The sequence below is a fragment of the Streptomyces sp. NBC_01474 genome (assembly GCF_035918215.1).
Lineage (GTDB): Bacteria > Actinomycetota > Actinomycetes > Streptomycetales > Streptomycetaceae > Streptomyces > Streptomyces aureus.
Window position 1 is genome coordinate 6,323,856 of record NZ_CP109449.1, and the last position, 24,103, is coordinate 6,347,958.

The window sequence follows — 24,103 nt, forward strand, 5'->3', positions numbered from 1 at the left end:
CACATGATCCAGTTCGATACGGTCCACAAACGCTTCCCGAACGGCACGACGGCAGTGCACGACCTGACGCTCGACATGCCGGAAGGGGGCGTGACCGTCTTCGTCGGGTCTTCCGGTTGCGGGAAGACGACCAGTCTGCGGATGATCAATCGGATGGTCGACCCGACCTCCGGCACCATCCGCGTCGGCGGCCGCGACGTCCTTGAGCAGGACGCGGCCGAGCTGCGCCGCTCCATCGGGTACGTCATCCAGCAGTCGGGCCTCTTCCCGCACCGCACCGTCCTCGACAACATCGCGACCGTGCCGCTCCTGCTCGGCTGGGGCCGGCGCAAGGCGCGGGCGAGGGCGGCCGAGCTCCTGGAGACCGTCGGCCTCACCGCCGAGGCCGGCAAGCGCTACCCGCACCAGCTCTCCGGCGGCCAGCAGCAGCGCGTCGGCGTGGCCCGCGCGCTCGCAGCCGACCCGCCGGTGCTGCTCATGGACGAGCCGTTCGGCGCGGTCGACCCCGTCGTGCGTACGCAGCTCCAGGACGAACTCCTGCGTCTTCAGCAGGAGTTGAACAAGACCATCGTCTTCGTCACGCACGACATCGACGAGGCCGTGCGGCTCGGCGACCGGATAGCCGTCTTCCGCACGGGCGGTCACCTCGTGCAGTGCGCGCCGCCCGCCGAGCTGCTCGCCCGCCCCGCGGACGACTTCGTCGCCGACTTCCTGGGCGCCGAGCGCGGCCTGAAGCTGCTGTCCCTGACCACGCTCGCGGACGTCGGCCAGGGGCCGGCCCCCGAGGGCACCGGCTGGGAACTGGTCCTCGACGCGGCCCGCAAGCCGCTGCTGTGGCGCGACGAGGGCACCTCCGCCGAGGTGCCGGTGCGCCCGCTGCGGGACTCGGACTCGCTCCTGTCGGCGCTGAACGAGTCGATCGCGGCGCCCGGCGGCCTCGTGGCCCGGGTCGACGCCGACGGGGTCCTGACCGGCGTCACGTCCCGCGACGAGATCCACGACCGCGCGGGCCTCGCCCACATAGCCGCCGGCACCCGCCTGGACACCCCCGAGAACGCCGGCGACACCAGTGACACCGCCGTCCACGAGGACACGGACGTGGCCTCATGACCATCGACTGGTCCTGGATATCGGAGCACACCTCCGACCTCACCACGCTCACGCTCTCGCACCTCCAGGCGGCGCTCTCCGCCGTCGTGCTGGGCCTGGTCATCTCGCTGCCGCTCGCCGTCGTCGCCCATCGCGTCAAGCCGCTGCGCGGCTTCCTGCTCGGGTTCTCGAACGTCCTGTTCACGATCCCGTCGATCGCGGTGTTCGTCCTGCTGCTCCCGGTCTCCGGTCTCACCCGCACCACCACGGTCATCGGCCTGACGATCTACACGCTCGTGGTGCTCCTGCGGAACACCGTCGAGGGCCTCGACTCGGTGCCGGCGAAGACCAAGGAGGCCGCGAAGGCCATGGGGACGCGCCCGCTGCGCACCCTGCTCACCGTCGAACTGCCGCTCGCCCTGCCGGTGATCATGGCCGGGGTGCGCATCGCGACCGTCATGGCGATCTCCCTGGTCTCCGTGGCGACGTACATCGGCGACGGCGGGCTCGGCCAGCTGTTCACCGACGGGTTCCAGCGCAACTTCCCGACCCCGGTCATCGCCGGCGTCGTGCTGACCCTGCTCCTCGCGCTCGCCGCGGACGCGGTCCTCGTCGCCGTGCAGTACGTGCTGACCCCCTGGACCCGCCGCCGGAGGAGTGCCTGAGATGTACGAGCTCTTCAAGAACCTCGGCGCGTGGCTGGTCGACGCCGACCAGTGGGCGGGCCCCGACGGCATCGGGCACCGCCTCGCCGAGCACCTGCAGTACTCGCTGCTCGCCACGCTCATCGCGGCCGTCATCGCCCTGCCGCTCGGCCTGCTCATCGGCCACACCGGGCGCGGCGCGTTCCTCGCGATCAACCTGTCCAGCTTCGGCCGCGCGCTGCCGACCGTCGGCCTGGTCGTCCTCGTCTTCCTGGCGAGCGGCCTGTCCATGTGGCCGGTCTACATCGCGCTCGTGGCCCTCGCGGTCCCGTCGATCGTCACCAACACGTACGCGGGCATGAGCGCCGTCGACCCGGAGGTCAAGGACGCGGCGCGCGGCCAGGGCATGCGCGGCCACCAGGTCCTGTTCCAGGTCGAGCTGCCGCTCGCGATGCCCCTGATCATGACCGGCCTGCGGCTCGCCCTGATCCAGGTCGTCGCCACGGCGACCATCGCCGCGTACGTCTCCTTCGGCGGCCTCGGTCGCTACGTCTTCGACGGGCTCGCCCAGCGCGACCTCGTGCAGGTGCTCGGCGGTGCCGTCCTCGTGGCGGTCGTCGCCGTGGTACTCGACCTCGCGCTCTCCGCACTGCAGCGCGCCCTCTTCCGCCACCGCCCCGCCAAGTCGGCCTAGGAGCACGCAAGATGAACCGCAGGACTGTCATCGGCGGCCTGTTCGCCGCAGCCTCCGTCCCCGCGCTCGCCGCATGCGGCGGCGGCATCACCTCTCTCGACGGCCAGGGCTCGGGCGGCGGGGGCGGCGGCTCCAGCAAGAACGGCGTCACCATCGGCACCGCCAACTTCACCGAGAACCAGGTGCTCGGCTACCTGTACGCGGCCGCTCTCGAAGCGGCCGGCGTGAAGACGAAGGTCCGCCCCAACCTCGGCACCCGCGAGATCCTCATCCCCGCCCTCGAGGGCGGGGACATCGACCTGCTCCCCGAGTACCAGGGCGCCCTCCTGCACTACCTCGACCCGAAGTCGACGGCCACCGAGGAGGGCGAGATGCAGAACGCCCTCGCCGTCGCCCTGCCCAAGGGCCTGCAGATCCTGCCCTACGGCCTGGCGGAGGACTCCGACGCGTTCGTCGTCACCCGCGAGACGGCCAGGAAGTACAAGCTGACCTCGCTCGCCGACCTGGCGAACCACAACGGCAAGCTCGTCATCGGCGCCGCCCCCGAGGTGAAGAAGCGCCAGGTCGGCGCGGTCGGCCTGAAGGACGTGTACGGCGTCGAGTTCAAGGAGTTCAAGTCCCTCGACTCGTCGGGGCCGCTGGTCAAGGGCGCCCTGAAGAAGGGCGACGTCGACGTGGCGAACCTCTTCACCACCGACACGGACATCGTCGACAACCACTGGGTCGTCCTCACCGACCCCAAGAACCTCGTCCCCGGCCAGCACGTCGTCCCGCTCGTCGCCGACCGCAAGGCCGACTCGACGGTCCGCAAGGCGCTCGCGCGCCTGGGCAACGTACTGACGACGGAGCAGCTCACCGAGCTCAACCGGCAGGTGGACAAGGACAAGAAGGATCCCCAGGACGTCGCCGACGCGTACGCGCGTCAGCACGGGATCAGCAAGGGCTGAAGGAGAGTCGGATCATGGCCGAAGCACTCGTGGAGCGCCGCTCCATCGACGTAGTACCCGACGCGGAACGCCACGGAACGGCGTTCTCGCAGTTCACGCTCTGGCTCGGCGCGAACCTCCAGATCACCGCCGTCGTGACGGGCGCGCTCGCCGTCGTCTTCGGCGGCGACGTGGTCTGGTCGCTCGTCGGTCTCGTCGTCGGCAACCTGCTGGGCGGCGCCGTCATGGCGCTGCACTCGGCGCAGGGCCCCAGGCTCGGCCTGCCGCAGATGATCCAGTCCCGCGCCCAGTTCGGTGTGCGCGGCGCGGTCGTCCCGCTGCTCCTGGTGATCCTGATGTACGTCGGGTTCTTCGCCAGCGGCAGCGTGCTCGCCGGGCAGGCCGTCGGCGAGCTCACGCACACCGGGGACACCACGGGCATCGTCGTGTTCGCCCTGGTCACCGGGGCGATGGCGACCGTCGGCTACCGCGTCATCCACGCGCTCGGCCGGGTCGCCAGCATCGTGTGCGCGATCGCCTTCGTCTACCTCGGCATCCGGCTCCTGGACCGGGTCGACCTGTCCGCGCTGCTGCACGATGCGCACTTCGACGCCCCGATGTTCCTGCTCGCCATCTCGCTCTCCGCGTCCTGGCAGCTCGCCTTCGGCCCGTACGTCGCGGACTACTCGCGCTATCTGCCCCGCACGACGTCGGCGAAGTCCACGTTCTGGTGGACGCTGTCAGGGTCGGCGATCGGCTCGCAGTGGTCGATGACGTTCGGCGTCCTCGTCGCGGCGACGGCGGGCGCGAAGTTCCTCGATAACCAGGTCAGTTACGTGGTCGGCCTCGGCGGCGCCGGGATCATCGCCTCGTTCCTGTACTTCGTGATCGCGCTCGGCAAGCTGACCATCAACGTGCTCAACACGTACGGCGGCTTCATGTCGATGGTGACGAGCGTCAGCGGATTCCGCGGGCAGAAGGTCCTCTCGCAGCGCGCCAGGGCCGCGTACATCGCGCTGATCATGATCGCGGGCACGGCGGTCGCGCTGGTCGGCAAGGACAGCTTCCTGTCGTCCTTCAAGGACTTCCTGCTGTTCCTGCTGACGTTCTTCACGCCCTGGTCGGCGATCAACCTGGTCGACTACTACCTGATCTCCAAGGAGCGGTACGACATCCCGGCCCTCTCCGACCCGCACGGGCGCTACGGCGCCTGGCGCTGGGACGCGCTCACCGTGTACGGCGTCGGGCTCCTGGCCCAGCTCCCGTTCCTCGCCACGGCCTTCTACACGGGTCCGCTCGTCGGGCCGCTCGGCGGCGCCGACATCTCCTGGATCGTGGGGCTCGTGGTGCCGGCCGTCCTGTACTGGGCCGTGGCCCGGCGCAACACGGCGCACATCCCCGAGCGGACGCTGCGTGAGCCGGTGGCGGCCGAGTAGGGCACGGCCCAGGGACAAGAGGGGGGTTAGCCCCACTGTCACGGCGGCGCCGGCTCCGTAACGTTGGCCGGTATGGAAGCCCGTGACGCCGAACTCAAGAAGGAACTCGACGCCACCCTGCACGCACGCAGGGAACTCGGCGAAGAGTACGAGTCCGCGCTCGTCGACTCGTTCCTGGACAAGGTCGAGCAGCGCCTCGACGGTGCCGTGGACCGCCGCGTGCGGCGGCAGCTGGCGGAGCAGCAGATGGTCGTCGCCCGGGGCGCGCGCTCCCCGAGCGGCGACGGCGACAGCTGGGGCGAGCGCTTCGGCTTCGGCATCGTCTCCCTGGTCCTCGCCATCCCGCTGTCCGCGATCGCCGTCGTCAACGCTGATCTGCCCGGCCTGCTGATCGCCTGGACGGGCATCGTCGGGGTGAACGCGCTGCACGCGGTGCGGTGGATGCCGCGCTTCGGGGCGACGCGCAAGCAGCGCGAGACGTCGGACTGGGAGGACTGAGACCCGTTACCGCCAGCGCCGCGCCCGGCGGGGCGCGGCGCTCCGGGCGGCGGGAGGCTCAGACCTCGAGCTCGGCCTCGATCTTCTTCAGCTGGTGGCGTGCCATCGCCAGATTGGCGCGGCTCTTGTCGAGGACCAGGTAGAGGAAGAGGCCGTTGCCTGAGCGCCCCGACAGCAGGCGGATCAGGTGGTACTGGGTGCCGAGCGTGATCAGGATGTCCTCGATCTCGTCCTTGAGGCCGAGGTGCTCCATGGTGCGGAGCTTGGCCCGTACGACGTCGGTGTTGCCGGCGGCGGCCACTTCGAGGTCGAAGTCCTTGGTGCCGCCGATGGTGCCGAGCGCCATGCCGCTCGTGTAGTCGACGAGCGCGGCGGCGGCGGCGCCTTCGATCGAGGTGACGGCGTCCTTGAGGGCGGCTTCGGTGTTGGCCATGGTCGGTCCTTTCGGGGGATCGCGTGTGCGGTGGTTTCGTTCAGGAAGCGGACTGGGGCGGTACGGGGCGGGTGGGCAGCCGCTGCTGCCGGGTCGACGGCCGGGGCTGGCGCCGGTCGGGCGCGGGCGGTTCGACGGGTGTCAGGACGTCCGCCACGAGTTCGCCGATACGCGCCCCGCTGCGGCGGCCCTCCAGGTGCAGGCGGCCGACGCTGACCTGGTCGTCCGCGAGCAGCGTCAGGACCGCGGACGGGCCGGCGGCGTAGGTGGCCACATAGCCGTGCGTGCCGCGCACGAGGAGTTCGCGGAGGTCACCGCGCCCCGTCGCGTCGGCCATGCGCAGGGCCACACCGAGCGAGGCGGCGGTGAGCGCGGCGATGCCCTCGGCCTCCACGCCCGGGGTGTCGTGGGCGAGGACGAGCCCGTCGACACCTGCCGCGAGCGCACCCGTGAGGCGGGGCACGCGGGCTCTCAACCGGTGCAGTTCTTCGAGGACTTCGGCCTCGGCCGTCATCAGCTGTCTCCTCTCGGCACGCTGGCGGAGCGCGCGTCTCACAGGGCCTCCAGCGCGTCTCTGAGGCGGCGTAACAGGGCGACATCGGGGTCGGTCGACGCCGCGCCCGCCCAGGCGGGCGTGGCCGGGGGCGGCAGCGGACGCGGCGCCGCAGCCCGTACGAGGCCGGCGGCGGCGAGCCTGCGCAGATCCACCAGGGTGTGGAAGGCGGGCCTGCCGAGGACGTGGGAGATGTCGGCCGCGGTGCGCGCCCCGTCGACCAGGGCGAGCACGGCGCGCTGGCGGGGCGGGACCGCGGGGCTGTGGCCGCCGCCCCGTTCGAGGGGTGCGGTGTCGGCGGCGGCGTCGGGCCAGATGCCGTGCAGCAGCTCGCGCCGGCGCAGCGTCTCGGCCTCCACGGACGCGACGGAGACGGGGTGGACGGTGCCGAACCAGTGGGCGGCGCCGTAGCGGAAGCGGGCCGGAGCGCCGCTGGGCGCGAGTGCGAAGAACGCGGCGTCGTAGAGGGCGCCCAGATGGCACAGTTCGAGCGCCCCGTCGGTGAGCCGGCCGCTCTCCACGAGGTACCGGCCGACCCGCTGCCGTGTCCCGGCCGCGTCGACGGCCTCCCACCAGCCGTCGGGGTGCAGGGCGCCGCCGGTGGTGAGCAGGACGTCGATGCCCGGCGTCGCGGGGCTCTCGGCGTGCACGACCTGTCCGTCGGCGAGGTAGAGCGTGCCGCGGTCGCGCAGCAGGGCGCCGGTGGCCCGCTCCTCGGCGAGGCGGCGCAGCATGGGGGAGACCCCGGCCGGTGTCGTGGTGCGGCCCTCGGCCCTGGCCGCCGCCGTCGTGGTCACCCGAGCACCAGCCGGTCCGCCATCTCGCCGAGCCGGATGCGGGACAGCGCCAGGTTGCCCTGTTCCCGGTCGAGCCAGAGATGGAGGAAGACGCTGCTGTCGAACGTGGTCCGCACGAAGCGCAGTACGTGATAGCCGTCCCGGCTGGTGACGATGACGTCCTCGACCGGCGGCTCGCCGGCGGACCAGTCGGCGCCGCCTGCGGGTGCGAAGGCGCGGTGCTCGGCCGTCATCCGGGCCAGCTCGGCGGCCTCCGCCGCGGTCGCCTCGTGGTCCCCGTTCGGCGAGTCCCCGACGGTGCCGAGGGCGAGTCCGCTGGTCCAGTCGACCACGGAGGCACCCCGCGCACCGGGCAGCCGCATGGCTTCCAGCAGGCACTCGTCGATTCCGGGCACACCGGACTCCTCCCGTACGTGACGTTCGGCCGTGTGCACGACGCTACGCAACGTACGGAGGCCAGGTGAGGGTTCTGGCATTTTCCAGTGGAACATGCGCGGAGCGACTAAAATCCGCCAACCGGCCTGATAGTCGCGGGAGTCGAGGCACCGCCCTACCCGGAGGAAGCTCCTCCGCGCGGCCCTCCCGGAGCCCCGGCAGCGCCTTTGGAGCGTTGCCCGCCGGACCTCCTGAAGATCTCTGTGACCAGGTAATCACCCATGCCCGGCGCGCCGCCACGGCAACCGGCCGCCGAGATGTATTGACTAGCTCTATTCAGAACGCCAGGATGTGAATAACTACGGCAACAGTTTCTAGGAGGCAGCCATGTCAGGACCCCGCCCCGTACGAGCCCCGCGCGGTACGGAACTGAACACCCTGGGATGGCAGCAGGAGGGTGCCCTGCGGATGCTCATGAACAACCTCGACGCAGAGGTCGCCGAGTACCCCGACAAGCTGGTCGTCTACGGGGGCACCGGCAAGGCGGCCCGGTCCTGGGAGGCGTACGACGCGATCGTGCGCACGCTGAAGACGCTGAAGTCGGACGAGACCCTCCTCGTGCAGTCCGGCAAGCCGGTCGGTGTCATGCGCACCAGCGAGTGGGCGCCGCGCGTGCTGCTCGCCAACTCCAACCTGGTGGGCGACTGGGCCAACTGGGAGGAGTTCCGCAAGCTGGAGGCCGAGGGCCTCACCATGTACGGCCAGATGACGGCCGGCTCGTGGATCTACATCGGCTCGCAGGGCATCGTCCAGGGCACGTACGAGACCTTCGGCGCGGTCGCCCGCAAGAAGTTCAACGGCACTCTCGCCGGCACGATCACCCTCACCGCCGGCGTCGGCGGCATGGGCGGCGCCCAGCCCCTCGCCGTGACGATGAACGAGGGCGTCGCGATCTGTGTCGACGTCGACGAGACCCGCATCGACCGCCGCATCGGCACCCGCTACCTGGACGTCAAGGCCGACAACCTGGACCACGCCCTGGAGCTCGCGGTCCAGGCCCGCGACGAGCGCCGCGGCCTGTCCATCGGCGTCGTCGGCAACGCCGCCGAGATCTTCCCGGAGCTGCTGCGCCGCGAGGCCCCGATCGACATCGTCACCGACCAGACCTCCGCCCACGACCCGCTGGCCTACCTGCCCGTCGGCATCTCGGTCGAGGACTGGGACAAGGAGCGCGAGGCCGACCCGGCCGGCTTCACCGACAAGGCGCGCCACTCGATGCGCCTCCATGTCGAGGCCATGCTCGGCTTCCTCGACAAGGGTGCCGAGGTCTTCGACTACGGCAACTCCATCCGCGACGAGGCCCGCAAGGCCGGCTGCGAGCGCGCCTTCGACTTCCCCGGCTTCGTCCCGGCGCACATCCGCCCGCTGTTCGAGGAGGGCCTCGGCCCGTTCCGCTGGGCCGCCCTGTCCGGCGACCCGGAGGACATCGCCAAGACGGACAAGGCGATCAAGGAGCTGTTCCCGGAGAACAAGCACCTGCACCGCTGGATCGACATGGCCGGCGAGCGGATCGCCTTCGAGGGTCTCCCGGCGCGTATCTGCTGGCTCGGCTACGGCGAACGCCACCTGGCCGGTCTGAAGTTCAACGAGATGGTCGCCTCCGGTGAGCTCTCCGCCCCGGTCGCCATCGGCCGTGACCACCTCGACTCCGGCTCGGTCGCCTCCCCGTACCGCGAGACCGAGGCGATGAAGGACGGCTCCGACGCCATCGCCGACTGGCCGCTGCTCAACGCCCTGGTCAACACGGCCTCCGGCGCCTCCTGGGTCTCCATCCACCACGGCGGCGGCGTCGGCATGGGCCGCTCCATCCACGCCGGCCAGGTGTGCGTCGCCGACGGCACCGAGCTGGCCGCGCAGAAGATCGAGCGCGTCCTGACCAACGACCCCGGCATGGGCGTCATCCGTCACGTCGACGCGGGCTACGAGCACGCGGCCGACGTCGCGGCCGAGCGCGGGGTGCGGGTGCCGATGCGCGAGGGTGACGACGCGTGACGAGTGCTTCCTTCGGCGAGATGTGGCGCGACCTCGCGCCCATCGGCCGCAACAACGAGAGCGGCGGCTACCGACGCTTCGCCTGGACCGCCGCCGACACCGACTGCCGGGCCTGGTTCAAGGACCAGGCCGAGTCCCGCGGCCTGACCTACGAACTCGACCGCAACGGCAACCAGTGGGCCTGGCTCGGCGACCCCGCCGCGGGGGACGCCGTCGTCACGGGCTCCCACCTGGACTCCGTACCGGACGGCGGCGCGTTCGACGGGCCCCTCGGGGTCGTGTCGTCCTTCGCCGCCCTCGACGAACTCCGCCGCAGGGGAGCGGAGTTCACCCGCCCCCTCGCCCTCACCAACTTCGGTGACGAGGAGGGGGCCCGGTTCGGCCTGGCCTGTGTCGGCTCCCGCCTCACCGCGGGCCGGCTCACCCCGGAGCAGGCGGCGCAGCTGCGGGACGGCGACGGCGTCAGCCTCCCGCAGGCCATGGAGCGGGCGGGCCACGACCCGGAGACGATCGGCCCCGACCCCGAGCGGCTCGCGCGCATCGGCGCCTTCGTCGAGCTGCACGTGGAGCAGGGGCGTGCCCTGGACCTGTCCGGCGACGCCGTGGGCATCGCGAGCGCGATCTGGCCGCACGGCCGCTGGCGCTTCGACTTCCGCGGCGAGGCCAACCACGCGGGCACCACGCGTCTCGTGGACCGCCGCGACCCGATGCTGTCGTACGCGCAGACCGTCCTCGCGGCCCGCCGCGAGGCGGAACTCGCGGGCGCCGTCGCCACGTTCGGCAAGATCTCCGTCGAGCCGAACGGCGTCAACGCCATCCCGTCCCTGGTCCGCGGCTGGCTCGACTCCCGCGCCGCCGACCAGCAGACCCTCGACACGGTCGTCACGGCCGTCGAGAAGGCGGCCCGCGAGTACGCCGACGCGCACGGCATCGACCTGGAGACCGTGCGCGAGTCGTTCACGCCGGTCGTCGAGTTCGACCACGCGCTGCGCGACGAGCTCGGCCGCATCCTCGGCACCGACGACCAGCTCACCGTCCCGGTGCTCGGCACCGGCGCGGGACACGACGCCGGAATCCTCGCGGACTCCGTGCCGACCGCCATGCTGTTCGTGCGCAACCCCACGGGCGTCTCGCACTCCCCGGCCGAACACGCCGCGGAGGACGACTGCCTCGCCGGAGTGAGCGCACTCGCCGACGTACTGGAGGGCTTGGCGTGCAGGTGACGTACTGGCTGGAGCATGCCTGGCTCGACCCGGAGGTCGAGCCGGGCGTGGTCGTCGAGGTGTCGCAGGACGGCCGCATCGCGGACGTGCGCACCGGCGTCGACACCCCGCCCCCCGGCGCGACCGTTCTGCGCGGTCTGACCGTCCCCGGCCTGGCCAACGCCCACAGCCACGCCTTCCACCGCGCCCTGCGCTCCACCGTCCAGGTGGGCTCGGGCACGTTCTGGACGTGGCGCGAGGTCATGTACTCGGTCGCGGACCGGCTGACCCCGGACACGTATCACGCGCTGGCCAGGGCGGTGTACGCGGAGATGGCGCTCGCCGGGATCACCACCGTCGGCGAGTTCCACTATCTGCACCACGCGCCGGACGGCACCCCGTACGACGACCCCAACGCGATGGGCGAGGCCCTGATCGCGGCGGCCGCCGAGGCCGGCATCCGCATCACGCTCCTCGACACGGCGTATGTCTCGTCGGGCTTCGGCAAGGAGCCGGACCGCCACCAGCGGCGCTTCTCCGACGGCACCACCGAGGCGTGGGCCGAGCGGGCCACGCTCCTCAAGGACCGCGACCACGCGCGCATCGGCGCGGCGATCCACTCCGTGCGGGCCGTCCCCGCGGACCAGCTCGACACGGTCGCCGAGTGGGCGGGGACGCGCGGCGCGCCCCTGCACGTCCACCTCTCCGAGCAGACCGCGGAGAACGAGGCGTGCCTGGCCGCGCACGACTGCACGCCGACCCGGCTCCTCGCGGACCACGGCGTGCTCGGCCCGAACACCACGGGCGTCCACAACACGCACCTCACCGACGAGGACATCGCCCTGCTCGGCGGTTCCGGGACGGGCACGTGCATGTGCCCCACCACGGAACGCGACCTGGCCGACGGCATCGGTCCCGCCGTCGCCCTCCAGAAGGAGGGCTCACCGCTCTCCCTGGGCTCGGACAGCCACGCCGTCATCGACCTCTTCGAAGAGGCGCGGGCGATGGAGCTGAACGAGCGGCTGCGCACGCGGACGCGGGGCCACTGGACGGCGGCGGCGCTGCTGCGCGCCGCCACGGCCGACGGTCACGCGGCGCTCGGCTGGAACGACGCCGGCCGGATCGAACGCGGGGCCCTCGCCGACCTCACGACGGTCGCGCTGGACTCCGTACGGACGGCGGGCCCGGTGCCGCGCCTCGGGGCGGAGACGGCGGTGTTCGCGGCGTCGGCCGCGGACGTGCGGCACACGGTCGTGGGCGGCCGGCACATCGTCCGTGACGGCCGGCACGAGCTGGTCGGAGACGTCCCCGGGGCGCTGGCCGCGGCGATCGGGGCGCTGCGGGCGTAAGGCTGTCCCCTCTCCCTCAGCCCGCCTCTTCCCGAATGTCCTCGAACGCCGGACGGGCTGACACGACAGCCCTCCGGCGTTTGAGGATTTTCCACCCACGGAGAGGAACCATGACCACCACCGTCATCACCAACATCGGCTCCCTGGTCACCAACGACCCGGCCCACGGCGACAGCCCGCTCGGGCTCATCGAGAACGCGGCGGTGGTCGTCGAGGGCGACCGGATCGTCTGGGTGGGGCCGCAGGCGAAGGCCCCCGCCGCCGACGCCACCCACGACGCCGAGGGCCGCGCCGTCATCCCCGGCTTCGTCGACTCGCACTCCCACCTGGTGTTCGCGGGCGACCGCACCCAGGAGTTCAACGCCCGTATGTCGGGCCGCAGTTACTCCGCCGGAGGCATCCGTACGACGGTCGCGGCCACCCGCGCCGCCACGGACGCGGAGCTGGAGGCGAACCTCACGCACTACCTCGCCGAGGCGCTGCGCCAGGGCACGACGACGTTCGAGACGAAGTCGGGCTACGGGCTGACCACCGAAGACGAGGAGAGGGCGCTGCGCATCGCGGCGCGGCACACCGACGAGGTCACCTACCTCGGCGCGCACATCGTGTCGCCGGACTACGCGGACGACCCGGCCGCCTACGTCGCGCTCGTCACCGGCGAGATGCTGGACGCCTGCGCCCCGCACGCCCGCTGGGTCGACGTCTTCTGCGAGAAGGGCGCCTTCGACGGCGACCAGGCCCGCGCGATCCTCACGGCCGGCAAGGCCCGCGGCCTGCACCCCCGCGTCCACGCGAACCAGCTCGGCCACGGCCCCGGGGTCCAGCTCGCCGTCGAACTCGACGCGGCGAGCGCCGACCACTGCACGCACCTCACGGACGCGGACGTCGACGCCCTCGCCAACAGCGCGACGGTCGCCACGCTGCTGCCCGGCGCCGAGTTCTCCACGCGCGCCGAGTGGCCCGACGCCCGCCGCCTCCTGGACGCGGGAGCGACCGTGGCGCTGTCCACGGACTGCAACCCGGGCTCGTCCTTCACGTCCTCGGTGCCGTTCTGCATCGCCCTGGCCGTACGGGACATGGGGATGACGCCGGACGAGGCGATCTGGTCCGCGACGGCGGGTGGCGCGCGGGCGCTGCGCCGCGACGACATCGGCCGCGTGGCGCCGGGCGCGTACGCGGACCTGGCCCTGCTCGACGCGCCGAGCCATGTGCACCTGGCGTACCGGCCGGGCGTGCCGCTGGTGTCGGCGGTCTGGCGGCGCGGAGTACGCGCCGCCTGAGCCGTGACACACGTCGCCTCCGCGCTGCGTGCGCGGAGGCGACGGAGGTCATGGCTCAGGCGTGACGGCTATTCCTCGAGCGTGAGGCCCTTGCGCAGGCGTACCAGCGTGCGCGACAGCAGCCGGGACACGTGCATCTGGGAGATGCCCAGCTCCTCACCGATCTCCGACTGCGTCATGTTGGCGACGAAGCGCAGGGAGAGGATCTTCCGGTCCCGGGACGGGAGTTCGGCGATCAGGGGCTTCAGGGACTCGACGTACTCGATGCCCTCGAGTCCGTGGTCCTCGTACCCGATGCGGTCCGCGAGGGCGCCCTCGGAGTCGTCCTCCTCGGGCTGTGCGTCCAGGGAGCTGGCCGTGTAGGCGTTGGAGGCGGCCATGCCCTCGACGACCTCGTCGTTCGTGATGCCCAGGCGCTCGGCGAGCTCGCCCACCGTCGGTGCGCGGTCGAACTGCTGGGCGAGTTCGTCGCCCGCCTTGGCAAGGTCGAGACGAAGCTCCTGGAGCCGCCGCGGAACGCGGACCGACCAGGACGTGTCACGGAAGAAGCGCTTGATCTCGCCGACGATGGTCGGCATCGCGAACGTGGGGAACTCGACGCCGCGGCTCAGCTCGAAGCGGTCGATCGCCTTGATCAGGCCGATCGTGCCGACCTGGATGATGTCCTCCATCGGCTCGCTGCGGGAGCGGAACCGGGACGCCGCGAACTTCACCAGGGCGAGATTGAGTTCAACCAGCGTGTTGCGGACATACGAATACTCGTGGGTGCCCTCTTCGAGGGACTCCAGCCGTTCGAAAAGCGTTTTGGACAGGGCCCGGGCATCCACGGGGCCCACCTCGTCGAAAGGCGGGATCTCCGGCAGGCCGGCCAGGTTGTCGAAGGCCTCGTGTTCCGGTGGGGGTGTCGACGTCGACGCCTGGTCAGTACGCGATTCGTCGAGCCGGGGTGACATGATGTCCTCCATCGTTCTCGGCATATGGCTGCCGGTGCCAATACGTGCACTACGGTGTGCGGCGCCTCCAAAGCCGGCCGTGGTCGATAGCTGTCCTTACTAGGCCTACCCGCTTTTACGCTCCGCCCGCAAGTGCGTTCTGTGCGTAAATGTCCGATTCCTAGGGGTTGTTCGGGTACCGGAGGGCATACTGAAGGCGTAGTGTTCGAGGGCGTCAATGAACAGCCACGACGGTCGAGCAGACTCGGAAGAGAGAGACGTCATGGACCGCGGGACAGTCGGCAGCGCGCATCGGGGCCGGCTTCTGGTCGAGGTGCGGGAAGAGGGCGTCAGCGCCGTCGTGACTCCGGCGGGTGAGCTGGATCACCACACCGCCGATCTATTGCGAGAACCCCTGGAGAGCTGTCTCACCGCCGGATTCTCACGGTTGGTGATCGACTGCTCACGGCTCGAGTTCTGTGATTCGACCGGGCTCAATGTGCTGCTCGGTGCCCGTCTCAAGGCGGAGGCCGCCGGCGGCGGAGTCCATCTGGCCGGGATGCTGCCCGTGGTGGCCCGGGTCTTCGAGATCACCGGCGCGGAAGCCGTCTTCACCGTCCATGAGTCGCTGAGCGCGGCTCTCGACGACTGACGGGACGCGTACGCAGGTGAAGCACGGAAGTTACGCGTCAGTTGTCTCTACGTGATCGAGGCGTTACCAGCGTCACACCAGCCATGCCGAACAAGTGGGTGTTCTCACGGATCGGTCGGGCAGGAGACATGCTGGGTCCCACGCCGGACCACGCCGCCACGGCGGATCTTTTCCACACATCACACGTCAAGAGTCTCGGTGAGGTGAAGTGCTGATGGGCACCACCCGGCCTTACTCGCCGGGCGACCGCGGCCCGGAGCCGGAAGCCGCCGGCGAAACCGGTGGCACGCCAGGTCTGCCCCCCGTCGACGTCGGGCGGGCAGCCGGGCACCAGAGCCGCAGGCTGAACCTGGTCGGGGCGGCCGGCATCGTCCCCCTGGCCCGTGACTTCACCCGCGAGGCGCTGCACGCGTGGGGCTGGATGCCGGCGGACACCGCCGACCGGCGGGCCGCCGCCGAGGATGTCCTGCTCGTCGTCTCCGAGCTGGTCACCAATGCCTGTCTGCACGCAGAGGGCCCCGAGGAGCTGCGCATCTCCTGCGACGGCAAGGTGCTGCGCATCGAGGTCTCCGACCGGGGGTCCGGACAGCCTGCGCCCCGGACCCCGCACCGCGCCGGCCGCCCCGGAGGGCACGGGATGTTCATCGTGCAGCGCCTGTGCGTGGACTGGGGGGTCGTCAGGACCGCAGGCCTCCCCGGCAAGACCGTGTGGGCCGAAGTCGGGGCACCCGCCTGACGGGAGCCCTTGGGGGGCCTGGGGTTACCCCGGGTTCGCACGTCTCTTCGCACGCGCCGGATCCCTTCGGATCCGGCGCGCACTTATGTCTTCCCTCGACAAGGTCCCCGGCGTACCTTGAGCGCCCAATCTGATGTGCCGTCAGTAACTTGGCGCGTGCAACTCAGGAACTCCCGGCATGAGGGGAACTCGAGGTGTCGTACCGGACGTACCAGAAGCGAACGGCAGCGCTCGCGCTGGCCGCGGCCCTGGCCGGCTCCGGGGTGCTGATGGCCGCCCCCGCAGCCCAGGCCGATGTGCAGGACGTCAACTACCAGTGCAAGACGCCGATCGGGAACAAGGGAGCGGTCTCCCCGATCGACATCAAGGGCGTGAAGAGCGGCAGCGGCTACAAGATCACCATGTCCTTCCAGAAGGGCGTCTCGTCCAGCCCGGTCGAGCTCGGCAAGGGCGCCATGAAGCCCAGCGCCGTCATCAAACTGGGGGGCGCGGAGACCGGCTCCCTGCCGGTGTCCGGGCCGCCGAACGCGGAAGCGGTCCCCGCCAACACCCCCATCAAGATCAGCGACCTGTCGGGCACCTACACCCCGGCGAAGAGCGGCAAGGTCACCTTCACGGCGGGTGTCCTCACCATCAAGGCGCTCGGCACCACGACCACGTGCACACCCGCGAACAGCCCGAAGCCGTCACTGACCCTGGACGTCAAGTCGGCCGGGGGTGGCGGCACTTCGGGCGGCTCGCAGAGCACCCCGTCCGGCGGCGAACTGCCGCAGACGGGACCCGAGGACTCCGCGATCGCGCTCGGCACCCTCGGCGGCACGGTGCTGCTCGCGGGCGCCGCGGGCGTGCTGTGGCTGACGCGGCGTAACCAGGCGGCGCGCTGACCTCGGCGGCCGTGCCCGTCCGACATCCGTACGCGACGACCTGGAGCCGCCGATGCCGTCCAGTCCCCGGGCCCGGGCCCGCGCCCGCCTGCGCGCGCTGTGCGGGGCCGCCGTCCTGCTGACCGCGGGGGCGGGGGTCCCGGCGGCCGCGGCCGGCACGGCGCCCGCCTGGTCCGTCTCGCCGTCGGCCGGCGGCGGCACCAGACCCGCGCAGGACGGGCGCCCCTACTTCTACGCGGAGGGGGTGCCCGGCACCGTGCTCCAGGACGAGGTGGCCGTCACCAACCCCGGCAGCCGCCCCCTGACCGTACGGCTGCGTGGCGCCGACGCCGACAACACCGGCACCGGCGCCCTCTCCCTGCGCGCGAGGTCGACCGACACGGGCGCGTGGATCACCTTCGCCCGGCGCGAGGTGAAGATCCCGGCGCGCACCCGCGCCGAGGTGCCCTTCACCGTCACCGTCCCGGCCGACGCCACGCCCGGCGACCACCCGGGCGCCGTCGTGGCGAGCGCGAACGGGCGGGACTCCGGGGTCAGCGTCCATCTGCGGGTCAGCGGCCCCACCCTCTCGGCGCTCACCGTCGAGCGGGTCCGGGTCGCCGGCGGCCGGATCTCGTACGACCTCGTCAACCGCGGCAACACCGTCCTGACCCCGAGGCTCGCCGTGCGCGCCGACGGCGTACTCGGCCGGGCGCTCGACCGGCGCCCGCGCACCCTGCCGGTCGAGCTGCTGCCGGGCCGACGCGTCACCCTCAGCGAGCCCTGGAAGAACGCCCCCGCCCTCGACTCGGTCCGGGTGCGGCTCACGGTCACGGCCGGGGGCGGAGCGCACGACGAGGCGACGGCGACGAAGCGGTTCGTGCCGTGGGCGGCGGTCGCCGGAACGTGCGCCGTGATCCTGGCCGCCGGGGGCGCGGCCTTCTGGTTCGTACGCCGACGGCGGCATTCGACCGGTGGCCATGCCGGGAACGGCAAGAACGGCAAGAACAGCGAGAGCAGCGAGAACGGCGCGAACAGCGGGAACCACGGGAGCCAAGAGATCCAAGGGAGTTGGTCATGAACCGCCGCCACCGCTGCGGGCCCCGGCTGTGGGCGGCAGCGCTCGTCCTCGTCACCGCGCTCGGCCTCGCCGCCCTGCCGCTGCAGGCCGCCTCCGCCGCCGAGGGGCCGGTCGTCACCCTCTCCAAGTCCCAGGCGGGCACGGGCGGTTCGATCACCGTCGGCGGCTCGGGCTGGCGTCCCAGGACGCTGCTCATGATGCTGATCTGCGGTCAGTCCGAACCCGGCAGGGGAGTCATCGGCGGCACGAACTCCTGCGCCAACGCCGACGGCCGCGCCGTCACCACCGGGGACAAGGGCACCTTCAGCAAGAAGCTCCCGGTCGCCGAGCCGCCCGTGCCCTGCCCGTGCGTCGTCCACGTGGCGACCGTCACCGGCGACAAGGCGCAGGCGGACGCGGTGCTCGAGGTCGCGGGCCATCCGGTCAAGGCGCTCCCCGCGCAGTCGGGCGCCGGCAAGCTGTCCGTCCTCACCGACACCCGGCTCGACGGTTCGAGCGGCGTCCTGACCTGGTTCGGCGCCCCGGCGTCGCGCACCTTCGTCTTCACCGTGGGCAACGTCGGCTCGGCCCCCCTCAAGGACCCGGTCTTCCAGGTCGGCACTTCCCACGGCGTGTTCGCCCCGCAGTGGGAGGACCAGCAGTGGCGCGGCACGATCGACCCCGGCAGGAAGGCGCAGATCAAGCTACCCGTCGAGCTCACCTCGGGGGCACACGGCAACTACCTGGTCTCCCTCAAGTTCGGCGGCAAGGTCCTCGCCGAGCAGCCGTGGGGCGTCGGCCGCCCCTGGGGCGTGACGCTCTTCTGGATCCTGCTCTGCGTCGTCGTACCGGCCGCCGTGTTCCGGATCGGGATGGCCGTCGTCGACCGCGTACGCCCTCGGCGCTCCGGCGGCGCGGGCCGGCACCGGGGCGCGCTGCACTTTCCCGAACTGGCCGCGCGCGTACCGAAGCTGCGCCTGCCCGAGTCCTCCCGGCGCGCCGCGAGCCCGCCGCGCGACACCACGGGAACCGGCACCCACACCACTACGGCCCTGCCCTGGTTCACCCCGGACACCGATCCGGGCGCACCGGCCGGTCAGCTCTCCGCACCGTCAGACAACAGCCCGACAACGAAGGGAAACACGTGAGCACCCAACGGAGAGTGAGCGCGGCCGGCGTCGCCCTGATGCTGGGCGGTGCGGGCCTCCTGCTCGCCGCCGCACCGGCACAGGCCGCCGAAGTCGCGTACAAGACCGAGTGCATCCCGCCCTCGATCTCCGGCCTGCCCCCCGTGGAGGGCACGACCAAGGTGGAGATCACGGCGCCCGCCGAGGCGAAGGTGGGGGACGAGGTCGAGGTCGTCTGGAAGACGACACAGGCCGCCTCGAACAACCCTGACGTCCTCGACCTGGACAAGGACACCGTCAAGCCGACGGGCACGGTGAAGGTGGGCGGCGCGCAGACCGCGGACCTGGCGGTGGAGGGCGCCCGCTCCAACCCGCCGATCAAGAAGAACAGCCCGATGGTGCTCTCCGACATGAAGGGCAAGATCAAGCTGACGGCGCCCGGCGAGGTGACGCTGACCCCTGACAAGTACAACATCAACGTCAGCAAGCCGATCTCGACGGACACCAAGTGCTCGCCCAAGGAGACCGTGAAGCCCGGCGCGACCATCAAGGTCACCGACGCGGGCGGCACCACAGGCGGGCTGCCCACGGGTCTCCCGACGGGCCTGCCCACGGGCGTGCCGACGGGGCTTCCCACCGGGCTCCCCACGGGTCTGCCGACAGGCAGCGCCGGCGCCACTCCCACCAGCGGCTCCAGCTCCGGTGGCGGTGACACCGGCGGCAGCGGGAAGAGCGACTTCACCGGCAAGGAAGTCCAGATCCCCTACAAGTGCAAGACACCGATCGGCGACAAGGACGCCACCTCGCCGGTGCAGATCAACGCCAAGAAGGACGGCGGGAACTACGGCCTCACGGTCCAGTTCAAGAAGTCCGTCATGGACAGCCCGGCCGACATCCCCGCGGACTCGGTCAAGCCGTCGATGGAGGTGAAGCTGGGCGGCGCCGACAAGGGCACGGTGCATGTGGAGGGCCCCACGAACAAGGAGCCCATCAAGTCCGGTGAGCCCATCAACATCCCCGACCTGACGGGTACCTACAAGCCGGGCGCCGACGGCAAGTCGACCCTGTCGCCCGGAGTCCTCACGGTGAAGGCCCTCGGCACGACGACGACCTGCACCCCGTCGAAGACGGAGGTCTCCCTGGAGATCGACACGGCGGCCCAGCCGGGCGGCGCGGCCGGCGGCTCGGGCTCCGGCTCGGCGGGCGGCTCGGACACGTCCGGCGGCCTCGCGGAAACGGGCTCCTCGAACGACGGCATCCTGCGGGCCCTCGGCCTGGTGGCAGGCACGGTGATCCTCCTGGGTGGAGCGGTCTTCACGTTCCTGCCGAAGCGGCGGGCGCGACTGCGCTGACCGGGCACACCCCGTAACGCCGAAGGGCCGCCGCACCGAATCCGGTGCGGCGGCCCTTCAGATGTCCACAGGCCGATCAGATGCCTGCCGGCAGAGCGGAGCGACTAGTGGACGTCGCCCATGAGCTCCTTGACCTTCTTGCGGTACATGAAGACCGCGCCACCCGCGATCACCGCGAGTGCGGCCTCCAGGGCCACGACGCCCGAGCCGTTGAGGTCGGCGCCGTAGGTGGAGAGCAGACCCGTCACCGCGTCGCCCGCCGTCACCGCGAGGAACCAGACACCCATCATCTGGGAGCCGTACTTCGCCGGGGCCATCTTGGTGGTCACCGAGAGGCCGACCGGGGAGAGCGTCAGCTCGCCGACCGTCTGGACGAAGTAGATCAGGACGAGCCACCAGGGGCTGACCTTGCCGTCGCCCGCGGCCGTCAGCGGCAGCAGGAAGACGAAGAAGGAGATACCGATGAGGGCCAGACCCAGCGAGAACTTGGTGACCGTGCTCGGCTCCTTGCCCTTGCGGGCCAGCGCCAGCCAGATCATGGCGGCGACCGGGGCCAGCGCCATGATGATCACCGGGTTCACGGACTGGAACCAGGAGACCGGGAAGTCCCAGCCGAAGACGCTCGTGTTGGCGTGGCTGTCGGCGAAGATCGACAGGGTCGAGCCACCCTGGTCGTAGATCATCCAGAAGACGGCGGCGGCGACGAAGAACCAGATGTAGCCGGAGACCTTCGACTGCTCGGCGCTCGTCAGTTCCTTGTCGCGCTTGATGCGGCCGAGGACCATGATCGGGACGATCAGGCCGATCAGCATGAGCGGGACCATCACCCAGTTCAGGGTGTAGGTGCCGGTGCCCACGACGATGCCGTAGAAGACGACCGCGATGAGCAGCCAGATCATCGACTTCTTCAGCGTGGCGGCGCGCTCGGCGGCGTCCAGCGGCTTCGGGACGACCGACGACTTCTCCGACAGGTGGCGGGTGCCCAGCAGGAACTGGCCGAGGCCGATCGCCATGCCGACCGCGGCGAGCGCGAAGCCGATGTGCCAGTTCACGTTCTGGCCGACGGTGCCGATGACCAGCGGCGCGGCGAACGCACCGAGGTTGATGCCCATGTAGAAGACGGTGAAGCCGCCGTCACGGCGCGGGTCGTCCGGGCCGTTGTACAGGTGGCCGACCATCGTCGAGATGTTGGACTTCAGCAGACCCGAACCGACGGCCACGAAGAGCAGACCGACGTAGAAGACGCCGTTCGACGGGACGGCCAGCAGCAGGTGACCAACCATGATCACCGCACCGGCGATCGCGGTCGTCTTGCGCGGACCCCACACGCGGTCGCCGAACCAGCCGCCGGGCATGGCGAGCAGGTACACCGTCGAGACGTAGACGGAGTAGATGGCGATCGCGGTGGCAGCGTCGAGGCCGAGCCCCTCGGGGGCCACCAGGTACAGCGGAAGCAGGGCGCGCATGCCGTAGTAGGAGAAACGCTCCCACATCTCGGTCATGAACAGAGTGGCCAGACCGCGAGGGTGGCCGAAGAAGGTCTTGCCGCCGGAGGGTGCCCCGGTGGATTCCTTCGTCAGGCTGGTCGCCATGGAAGTTCCTTGCTGGTACGGGTCGCGGGTCGTGGGTGACCGCGCGGCCAGTGAGGGGGGTGGCCGGCACCGCAACATGCCGTCCTCTTCCCCACGCCCACAGGGGATCGCCTCCGCGTGCGAAGACGCTTACGGAGGCCAGGTACGGCTGTTCCGGGATCCACACCCCGTGCGCGTCTTAGCGTCCGGGGTCCGGCCCACAGGTCATTCCTTCAACGCTGGCGGTAACCAGCTCACACATGAAAGAGACCTTCGCAGCGCAGTGCGCTCAAAGGTCGTTCTTTAGTGCATCAGGCGTTGATTCACCATACGACACCACAGTGCGGCATATGGAAGGACTTGAGACATGGATCACAGGTCTCGACGGAACCGTTCGCGCGGATTCGAAGGCGCCCGCCAGGATCTCATCCCACAGCCGCAGGCCCGCCCGGCCGGGTCACGGCCCTGGTGGATCGCCCCCCGGCCGCGGTCCGGCGCGGACTACCATCACTGCATGACCCGTGTACTGCTCGCCGAGGACGACGCGTCCATCTCGGAGCCACTGGCCCGTGCCCTGCGCAGGGAGGGTTACGAGGTCGAAGTGCGTGAGGACGGCCCGACCGCGCTCGACGCCGGACTTCAGGGCAGCATCGACCTCGTCGTACTCGACCTGGGGCTGCCCGGCATGGACGGCCTCGAGGTCGCCCGGCGGATGCGCGCCGAGGGGCACACGGTGCCCGTCCTCATCCTGACCGCCCGCGCCGACGAGGTGGACACCGTCGTCGGCCTGGACGCCGGCGCCGACGACTACGTCACCAAGCCGTTCCGCCTCGCCGAACTGCTCGCCCGTGTACGGGCGCTGCTGCGCCGCGGCGCCGCCGAGCCCCAGCAGCCGCCCGCCACGCACGGCGTCCGCATCGACGTCGAGTCGCACCGCGCGTGGATGGGCGACGAGGAACTCCAGCTCACCGCCAAGGAGTTCGACCTGCTGCGGGTCCTGGTGCGCGACGCCGGCCGAGTCGTCACCCGCGACCAGTTGATGCGCGAGGTCTGGGACACCACCTGGTGGTCCTCGACGAAGACCCTCGACATGCACATCTCCTGGCTGCGCAAGAAGCTCGGCGACGACGCCGCCAATCCCCGCTACATCGCCACGGTGCGCGGCGTCGGCTTCCGTTTCGAGAAGAGCTGACGTACTGGTACAGCTATGCGCCGCCGTCTGATCAACTCCACGCTCGCCGTCGTGCTCGTCGTGATCGCTGTCTTCGGGGTCTCGCTCGTCATCGTCGAGACCCGCACGATCACCAACAGCGCCCAGGAGCGGGTGGACTCCGAGGCGGTCCGGCTCGTCAGCATCGTCGACAGCCGGCTCCTCGGTGACGAACAGGTCACCGGCGCGATCCTGCGGAACCAGGTCGGCCCCGACCGGTACGCCAGGATCGAGCTGCCGGGGCGCACCCCCATCGAGATCGGTGAGCGCCCCGCAGGGGAAGTCATCCAGGCCACCGCCAAGGGCGAGAAGGGCGAGACGGTCACCGTCGAGGAGCCGCGCTCCTCCGTCACCCGCGAGGTCGGCCGCACCCTGCTGATCATCGCCGGGGTGGCGCTGCTCGCCGTCATCGCCGCGGTCCTGCTCGCCGTACGCCAGGCCAACCGGCTCACGTCCCCGCTCACCGACCTCGCCTCCACCGCGGAGCGCCTCGGCTCGGGCGACCCCCGCCCCCGCCACCGCCGCTACGGGGTGACCGAGCTGGACCGGGTCGCCGACGTCCTCGACTCCAGCGCCGAGCGGATCGCCCGCATGCTGACCGCCGAGCGGCGCCTGGCCGCCGACGCCTCGCACCAGCTCCGTACGCCCCTCACGGCGCTCTCCATGCGTCTGGAGGAGATCACCGTCACCGACGACCTGGACACGGTGAAGGAGGAGGCGACGATCGCGCTCGCGCAGGTCGAGCGCCTCACGGACGTCGTGGAGCGGCTGCTGACCAACTCGCGCGACCCGCGTACCGGGTCCGCGGTCTCCTTCGACCTGGACGAGGTCATCAAGCAGCAGCTGGAGGAGTGGCGCCCGGCCTACCGCAGCGCCGGCCGCGCCATCGTCTCCTCGGGCAAGCGGCATCTGAAGGCCGTGGGCACTCCGGGCGCCGTCGCCCAGGTCCTTGCCGCGCTGATCGAGAACTCGCTCATGCACGGCGGCGGCACCGTCGCGCTGCGCACCCGCGTCACCGGCAACCAGGCCGTCGTCGAGGTCACGGACGAGGGGCCGGGGGTGCCGGGAGATCTGGGTGCGCGGATCTTCGAGCGGACCATCAGCGGCCGCAACTCGACGGGCATCGGCCTCGCGGTCGCCCGCGACCTGGCCGAGGCGGACGGCGGCCGCCTGGAGATGCTCCAGACGAACCCGCCGGTGTTCGGGCTGTTCCTGTCGCGTACGCCGCTGAAGAAGCCGGCGCCCGGTGACGGGCCCGAGACGGTCCGCTAG

At 71.1% G+C, this 24,103-nt stretch carries 24 protein-coding genes; 18 read left to right on the forward strand and 6 right to left on the reverse strand.

Annotation, left to right across the window (positions count from 1 at the left end):
- Window positions 1-3: 3 nt before the first annotated feature.
- The 6 genes from OG758_RS28970 to OG758_RS28995 all read left to right on the forward strand — a co-directional run bounded on the left by OG758_RS28970 (window position 4) and on the right by OG758_RS28995 (window position 5,287).
- On the forward strand, window positions 4-1,110 hold the full coding sequence (locus OG758_RS28970; protein ID WP_326712636.1) for an ABC transporter ATP-binding protein: 1,107 nt from the start codon (window positions 4-6) through the stop codon (window positions 1,108-1,110).
- On the forward strand, window positions 1,107-1,754 hold the full coding sequence (locus OG758_RS28975; RefSeq protein ID WP_266563407.1) for an ABC transporter permease: 648 nt from the start codon (window positions 1,107-1,109) through the stop codon (window positions 1,752-1,754). The genes OG758_RS28970 and OG758_RS28975 overlap by 4 nt, the downstream gene beginning before the upstream one ends.
- A gap of 1 nt (window position 1,755) precedes the next feature.
- Window positions 1,756-2,427 carry an ABC transporter permease gene (locus tag OG758_RS28980; protein WP_326712637.1) on the forward strand — a complete coding sequence of 224 codons (672 nt, stop codon included), beginning with the start codon at window positions 1,756-1,758 and terminating at the stop codon, window positions 2,425-2,427.
- Window positions 2,428-2,438: 11 nt separating this feature from the next.
- Window positions 2,439-3,374 carry an ABC transporter substrate-binding protein gene (locus OG758_RS28985; RefSeq protein ID WP_326712638.1) on the forward strand — a complete coding sequence of 312 codons (936 nt, stop codon included), beginning with the start codon at window positions 2,439-2,441 and terminating at the stop codon, window positions 3,372-3,374.
- Between the two features lie 14 nt (window positions 3,375-3,388).
- Window positions 3,389-4,789 (forward strand): purine-cytosine permease family protein, encoded by a 1,401-nt coding sequence (locus tag OG758_RS28990; protein WP_326712639.1) that lies wholly within the window; start codon window positions 3,389-3,391, stop codon window positions 4,787-4,789.
- A 72-nt stretch (window positions 4,790-4,861) separates the two neighbouring features.
- A complete protein-coding gene (locus OG758_RS28995; RefSeq protein WP_326712640.1) occupies window positions 4,862-5,287 on the forward strand; it encodes a hypothetical protein in 426 nt (141 codons plus the stop codon).
- A gap of 58 nt (window positions 5,288-5,345) precedes the next feature.
- Here the strand turns inward: OG758_RS28995 and OG758_RS29000 are convergent, their stop codons facing one another.
- The 4 genes from OG758_RS29000 to OG758_RS29015 are packed head-to-tail and all read right to left on the reverse strand — an operon-like array spanning window position 5,346 to window position 7,465.
- A complete protein-coding gene (locus OG758_RS29000; protein ID WP_116512599.1) occupies window positions 5,346-5,720 on the reverse strand; it encodes a hypothetical protein in 375 nt (124 codons plus the stop codon).
- Window positions 5,721-5,760: 40 nt separating this feature from the next.
- Complete coding sequence (locus tag OG758_RS29005) at window positions 5,761-6,234, reverse strand: roadblock/LC7 domain-containing protein (RefSeq protein WP_326712641.1); 474 nt, start codon at window positions 6,232-6,234, stop codon at window positions 5,761-5,763.
- Between the two features lie 38 nt (window positions 6,235-6,272).
- Window positions 6,273-7,007 carry a transcriptional regulator gene (locus OG758_RS29010; RefSeq protein WP_326716066.1) on the reverse strand — a complete coding sequence of 245 codons (735 nt, stop codon included), beginning with the start codon at window positions 7,005-7,007 and terminating at the stop codon, window positions 6,273-6,275.
- A gap of 59 nt (window positions 7,008-7,066) precedes the next feature.
- Window positions 7,067-7,465, reverse strand: coding sequence for a hypothetical protein (locus tag OG758_RS29015; RefSeq protein WP_100597931.1), 399 nt, complete (start codon window positions 7,463-7,465; stop codon window positions 7,067-7,069).
- A 367-nt stretch (window positions 7,466-7,832) separates the two neighbouring features.
- Here OG758_RS29015 and hutU point away from each other — a divergent pair, with 367 nt between their 5' ends.
- From hutU to hutI, 4 genes are all read left to right on the forward strand, one after another.
- Window positions 7,833-9,497 (forward strand): urocanate hydratase, encoded by a 1,665-nt coding sequence (gene hutU / locus OG758_RS29020; RefSeq protein ID WP_326712642.1) that lies wholly within the window; start codon window positions 7,833-7,835, stop codon window positions 9,495-9,497.
- Between the two features lie 20 nt (window positions 9,498-9,517).
- On the forward strand, window positions 9,518-10,720 hold the full coding sequence (locus OG758_RS29025; RefSeq protein WP_326716067.1) for an allantoate amidohydrolase: 1,203 nt from the start codon (window positions 9,518-9,520) through the stop codon (window positions 10,718-10,720).
- Window positions 10,711-12,048 carry a formimidoylglutamate deiminase gene (locus tag OG758_RS29030; RefSeq protein ID WP_326712643.1) on the forward strand — a complete coding sequence of 446 codons (1,338 nt, stop codon included), beginning with the start codon at window positions 10,711-10,713 and terminating at the stop codon, window positions 12,046-12,048. The genes OG758_RS29025 and OG758_RS29030 overlap by 10 nt, the downstream gene beginning before the upstream one ends.
- A gap of 110 nt (window positions 12,049-12,158) precedes the next feature.
- Window positions 12,159-13,328: an imidazolonepropionase gene (gene hutI, locus OG758_RS29035; RefSeq protein ID WP_326712644.1), complete on the forward strand. Its 1,170-nt coding sequence runs from the start codon at window positions 12,159-12,161 to the stop codon at window positions 13,326-13,328.
- Between the two features lie 68 nt (window positions 13,329-13,396).
- Here hutI and OG758_RS29040 read toward each other — a convergent pair whose 3' ends face one another.
- Window positions 13,397-14,281, reverse strand: coding sequence for an RNA polymerase sigma factor SigF (locus OG758_RS29040; RefSeq protein WP_326712645.1), 885 nt, complete (start codon window positions 14,279-14,281; stop codon window positions 13,397-13,399).
- Window positions 14,282-14,543: 262 nt separating this feature from the next.
- Here OG758_RS29040 and OG758_RS29045 point away from each other — a divergent pair, with 262 nt between their 5' ends.
- From OG758_RS29045 to OG758_RS29070, 6 genes are all read left to right on the forward strand, one after another.
- Window positions 14,544-14,912: an STAS domain-containing protein gene (locus OG758_RS29045; RefSeq protein WP_326712646.1), complete on the forward strand. Its 369-nt coding sequence runs from the start codon at window positions 14,544-14,546 to the stop codon at window positions 14,910-14,912.
- A 214-nt stretch (window positions 14,913-15,126) separates the two neighbouring features.
- Window positions 15,127-15,648 carry an ATP-binding protein gene (locus OG758_RS29050; RefSeq protein ID WP_326712647.1) on the forward strand — a complete coding sequence of 174 codons (522 nt, stop codon included), beginning with the start codon at window positions 15,127-15,129 and terminating at the stop codon, window positions 15,646-15,648.
- Window positions 15,649-15,842: 194 nt separating this feature from the next.
- Complete coding sequence (locus OG758_RS29055; protein WP_266671263.1) at window positions 15,843-16,532, forward strand: LPXTG cell wall anchor domain-containing protein; 690 nt, start codon at window positions 15,843-15,845, stop codon at window positions 16,530-16,532.
- 52 nt (window positions 16,533-16,584) lie between these two features.
- Window positions 16,585-17,592 carry a COG1470 family protein gene (locus OG758_RS29060; RefSeq protein WP_326712648.1) on the forward strand — a complete coding sequence of 336 codons (1,008 nt, stop codon included), beginning with the start codon at window positions 16,585-16,587 and terminating at the stop codon, window positions 17,590-17,592.
- Window positions 17,589-18,719 (forward strand): hypothetical protein, encoded by a 1,131-nt coding sequence (locus tag OG758_RS29065; RefSeq protein WP_326712649.1) that lies wholly within the window; start codon window positions 17,589-17,591, stop codon window positions 18,717-18,719. Before OG758_RS29060 ends, OG758_RS29065 begins: the two co-directional genes overlap by 4 nt.
- 38 nt (window positions 18,720-18,757) lie before the next feature.
- Window positions 18,758-20,050, forward strand: coding sequence for a hypothetical protein (locus tag OG758_RS29070; RefSeq protein ID WP_326716068.1), 1,293 nt, complete (start codon window positions 18,758-18,760; stop codon window positions 20,048-20,050).
- Between the two features lie 104 nt (window positions 20,051-20,154).
- On the opposite strand, the gene OG758_RS29075 is transcribed toward OG758_RS29070, so the two are convergent.
- On the reverse strand, window positions 20,155-21,642 hold the full coding sequence (locus OG758_RS29075) for a peptide MFS transporter (RefSeq protein ID WP_326712650.1): 1,488 nt from the start codon (window positions 21,640-21,642) through the stop codon (window positions 20,155-20,157).
- A 493-nt stretch (window positions 21,643-22,135) separates the two neighbouring features.
- On the opposite strand from OG758_RS29075, the gene OG758_RS29080 reads away from it, so the two are divergent.
- Together OG758_RS29080 and OG758_RS29085 are read left to right on the forward strand one after the other, a co-directional pair.
- Window positions 22,136-22,813 (forward strand): response regulator transcription factor, encoded by a 678-nt coding sequence (locus tag OG758_RS29080; RefSeq protein ID WP_100597941.1) that lies wholly within the window; start codon window positions 22,136-22,138, stop codon window positions 22,811-22,813.
- 15 nt (window positions 22,814-22,828) lie between these two features.
- Window positions 22,829-24,103, forward strand: a complete 1,275-nt coding sequence (locus tag OG758_RS29085; protein WP_326712651.1) for an ATP-binding protein — start codon at window positions 22,829-22,831, stop codon at window positions 24,101-24,103.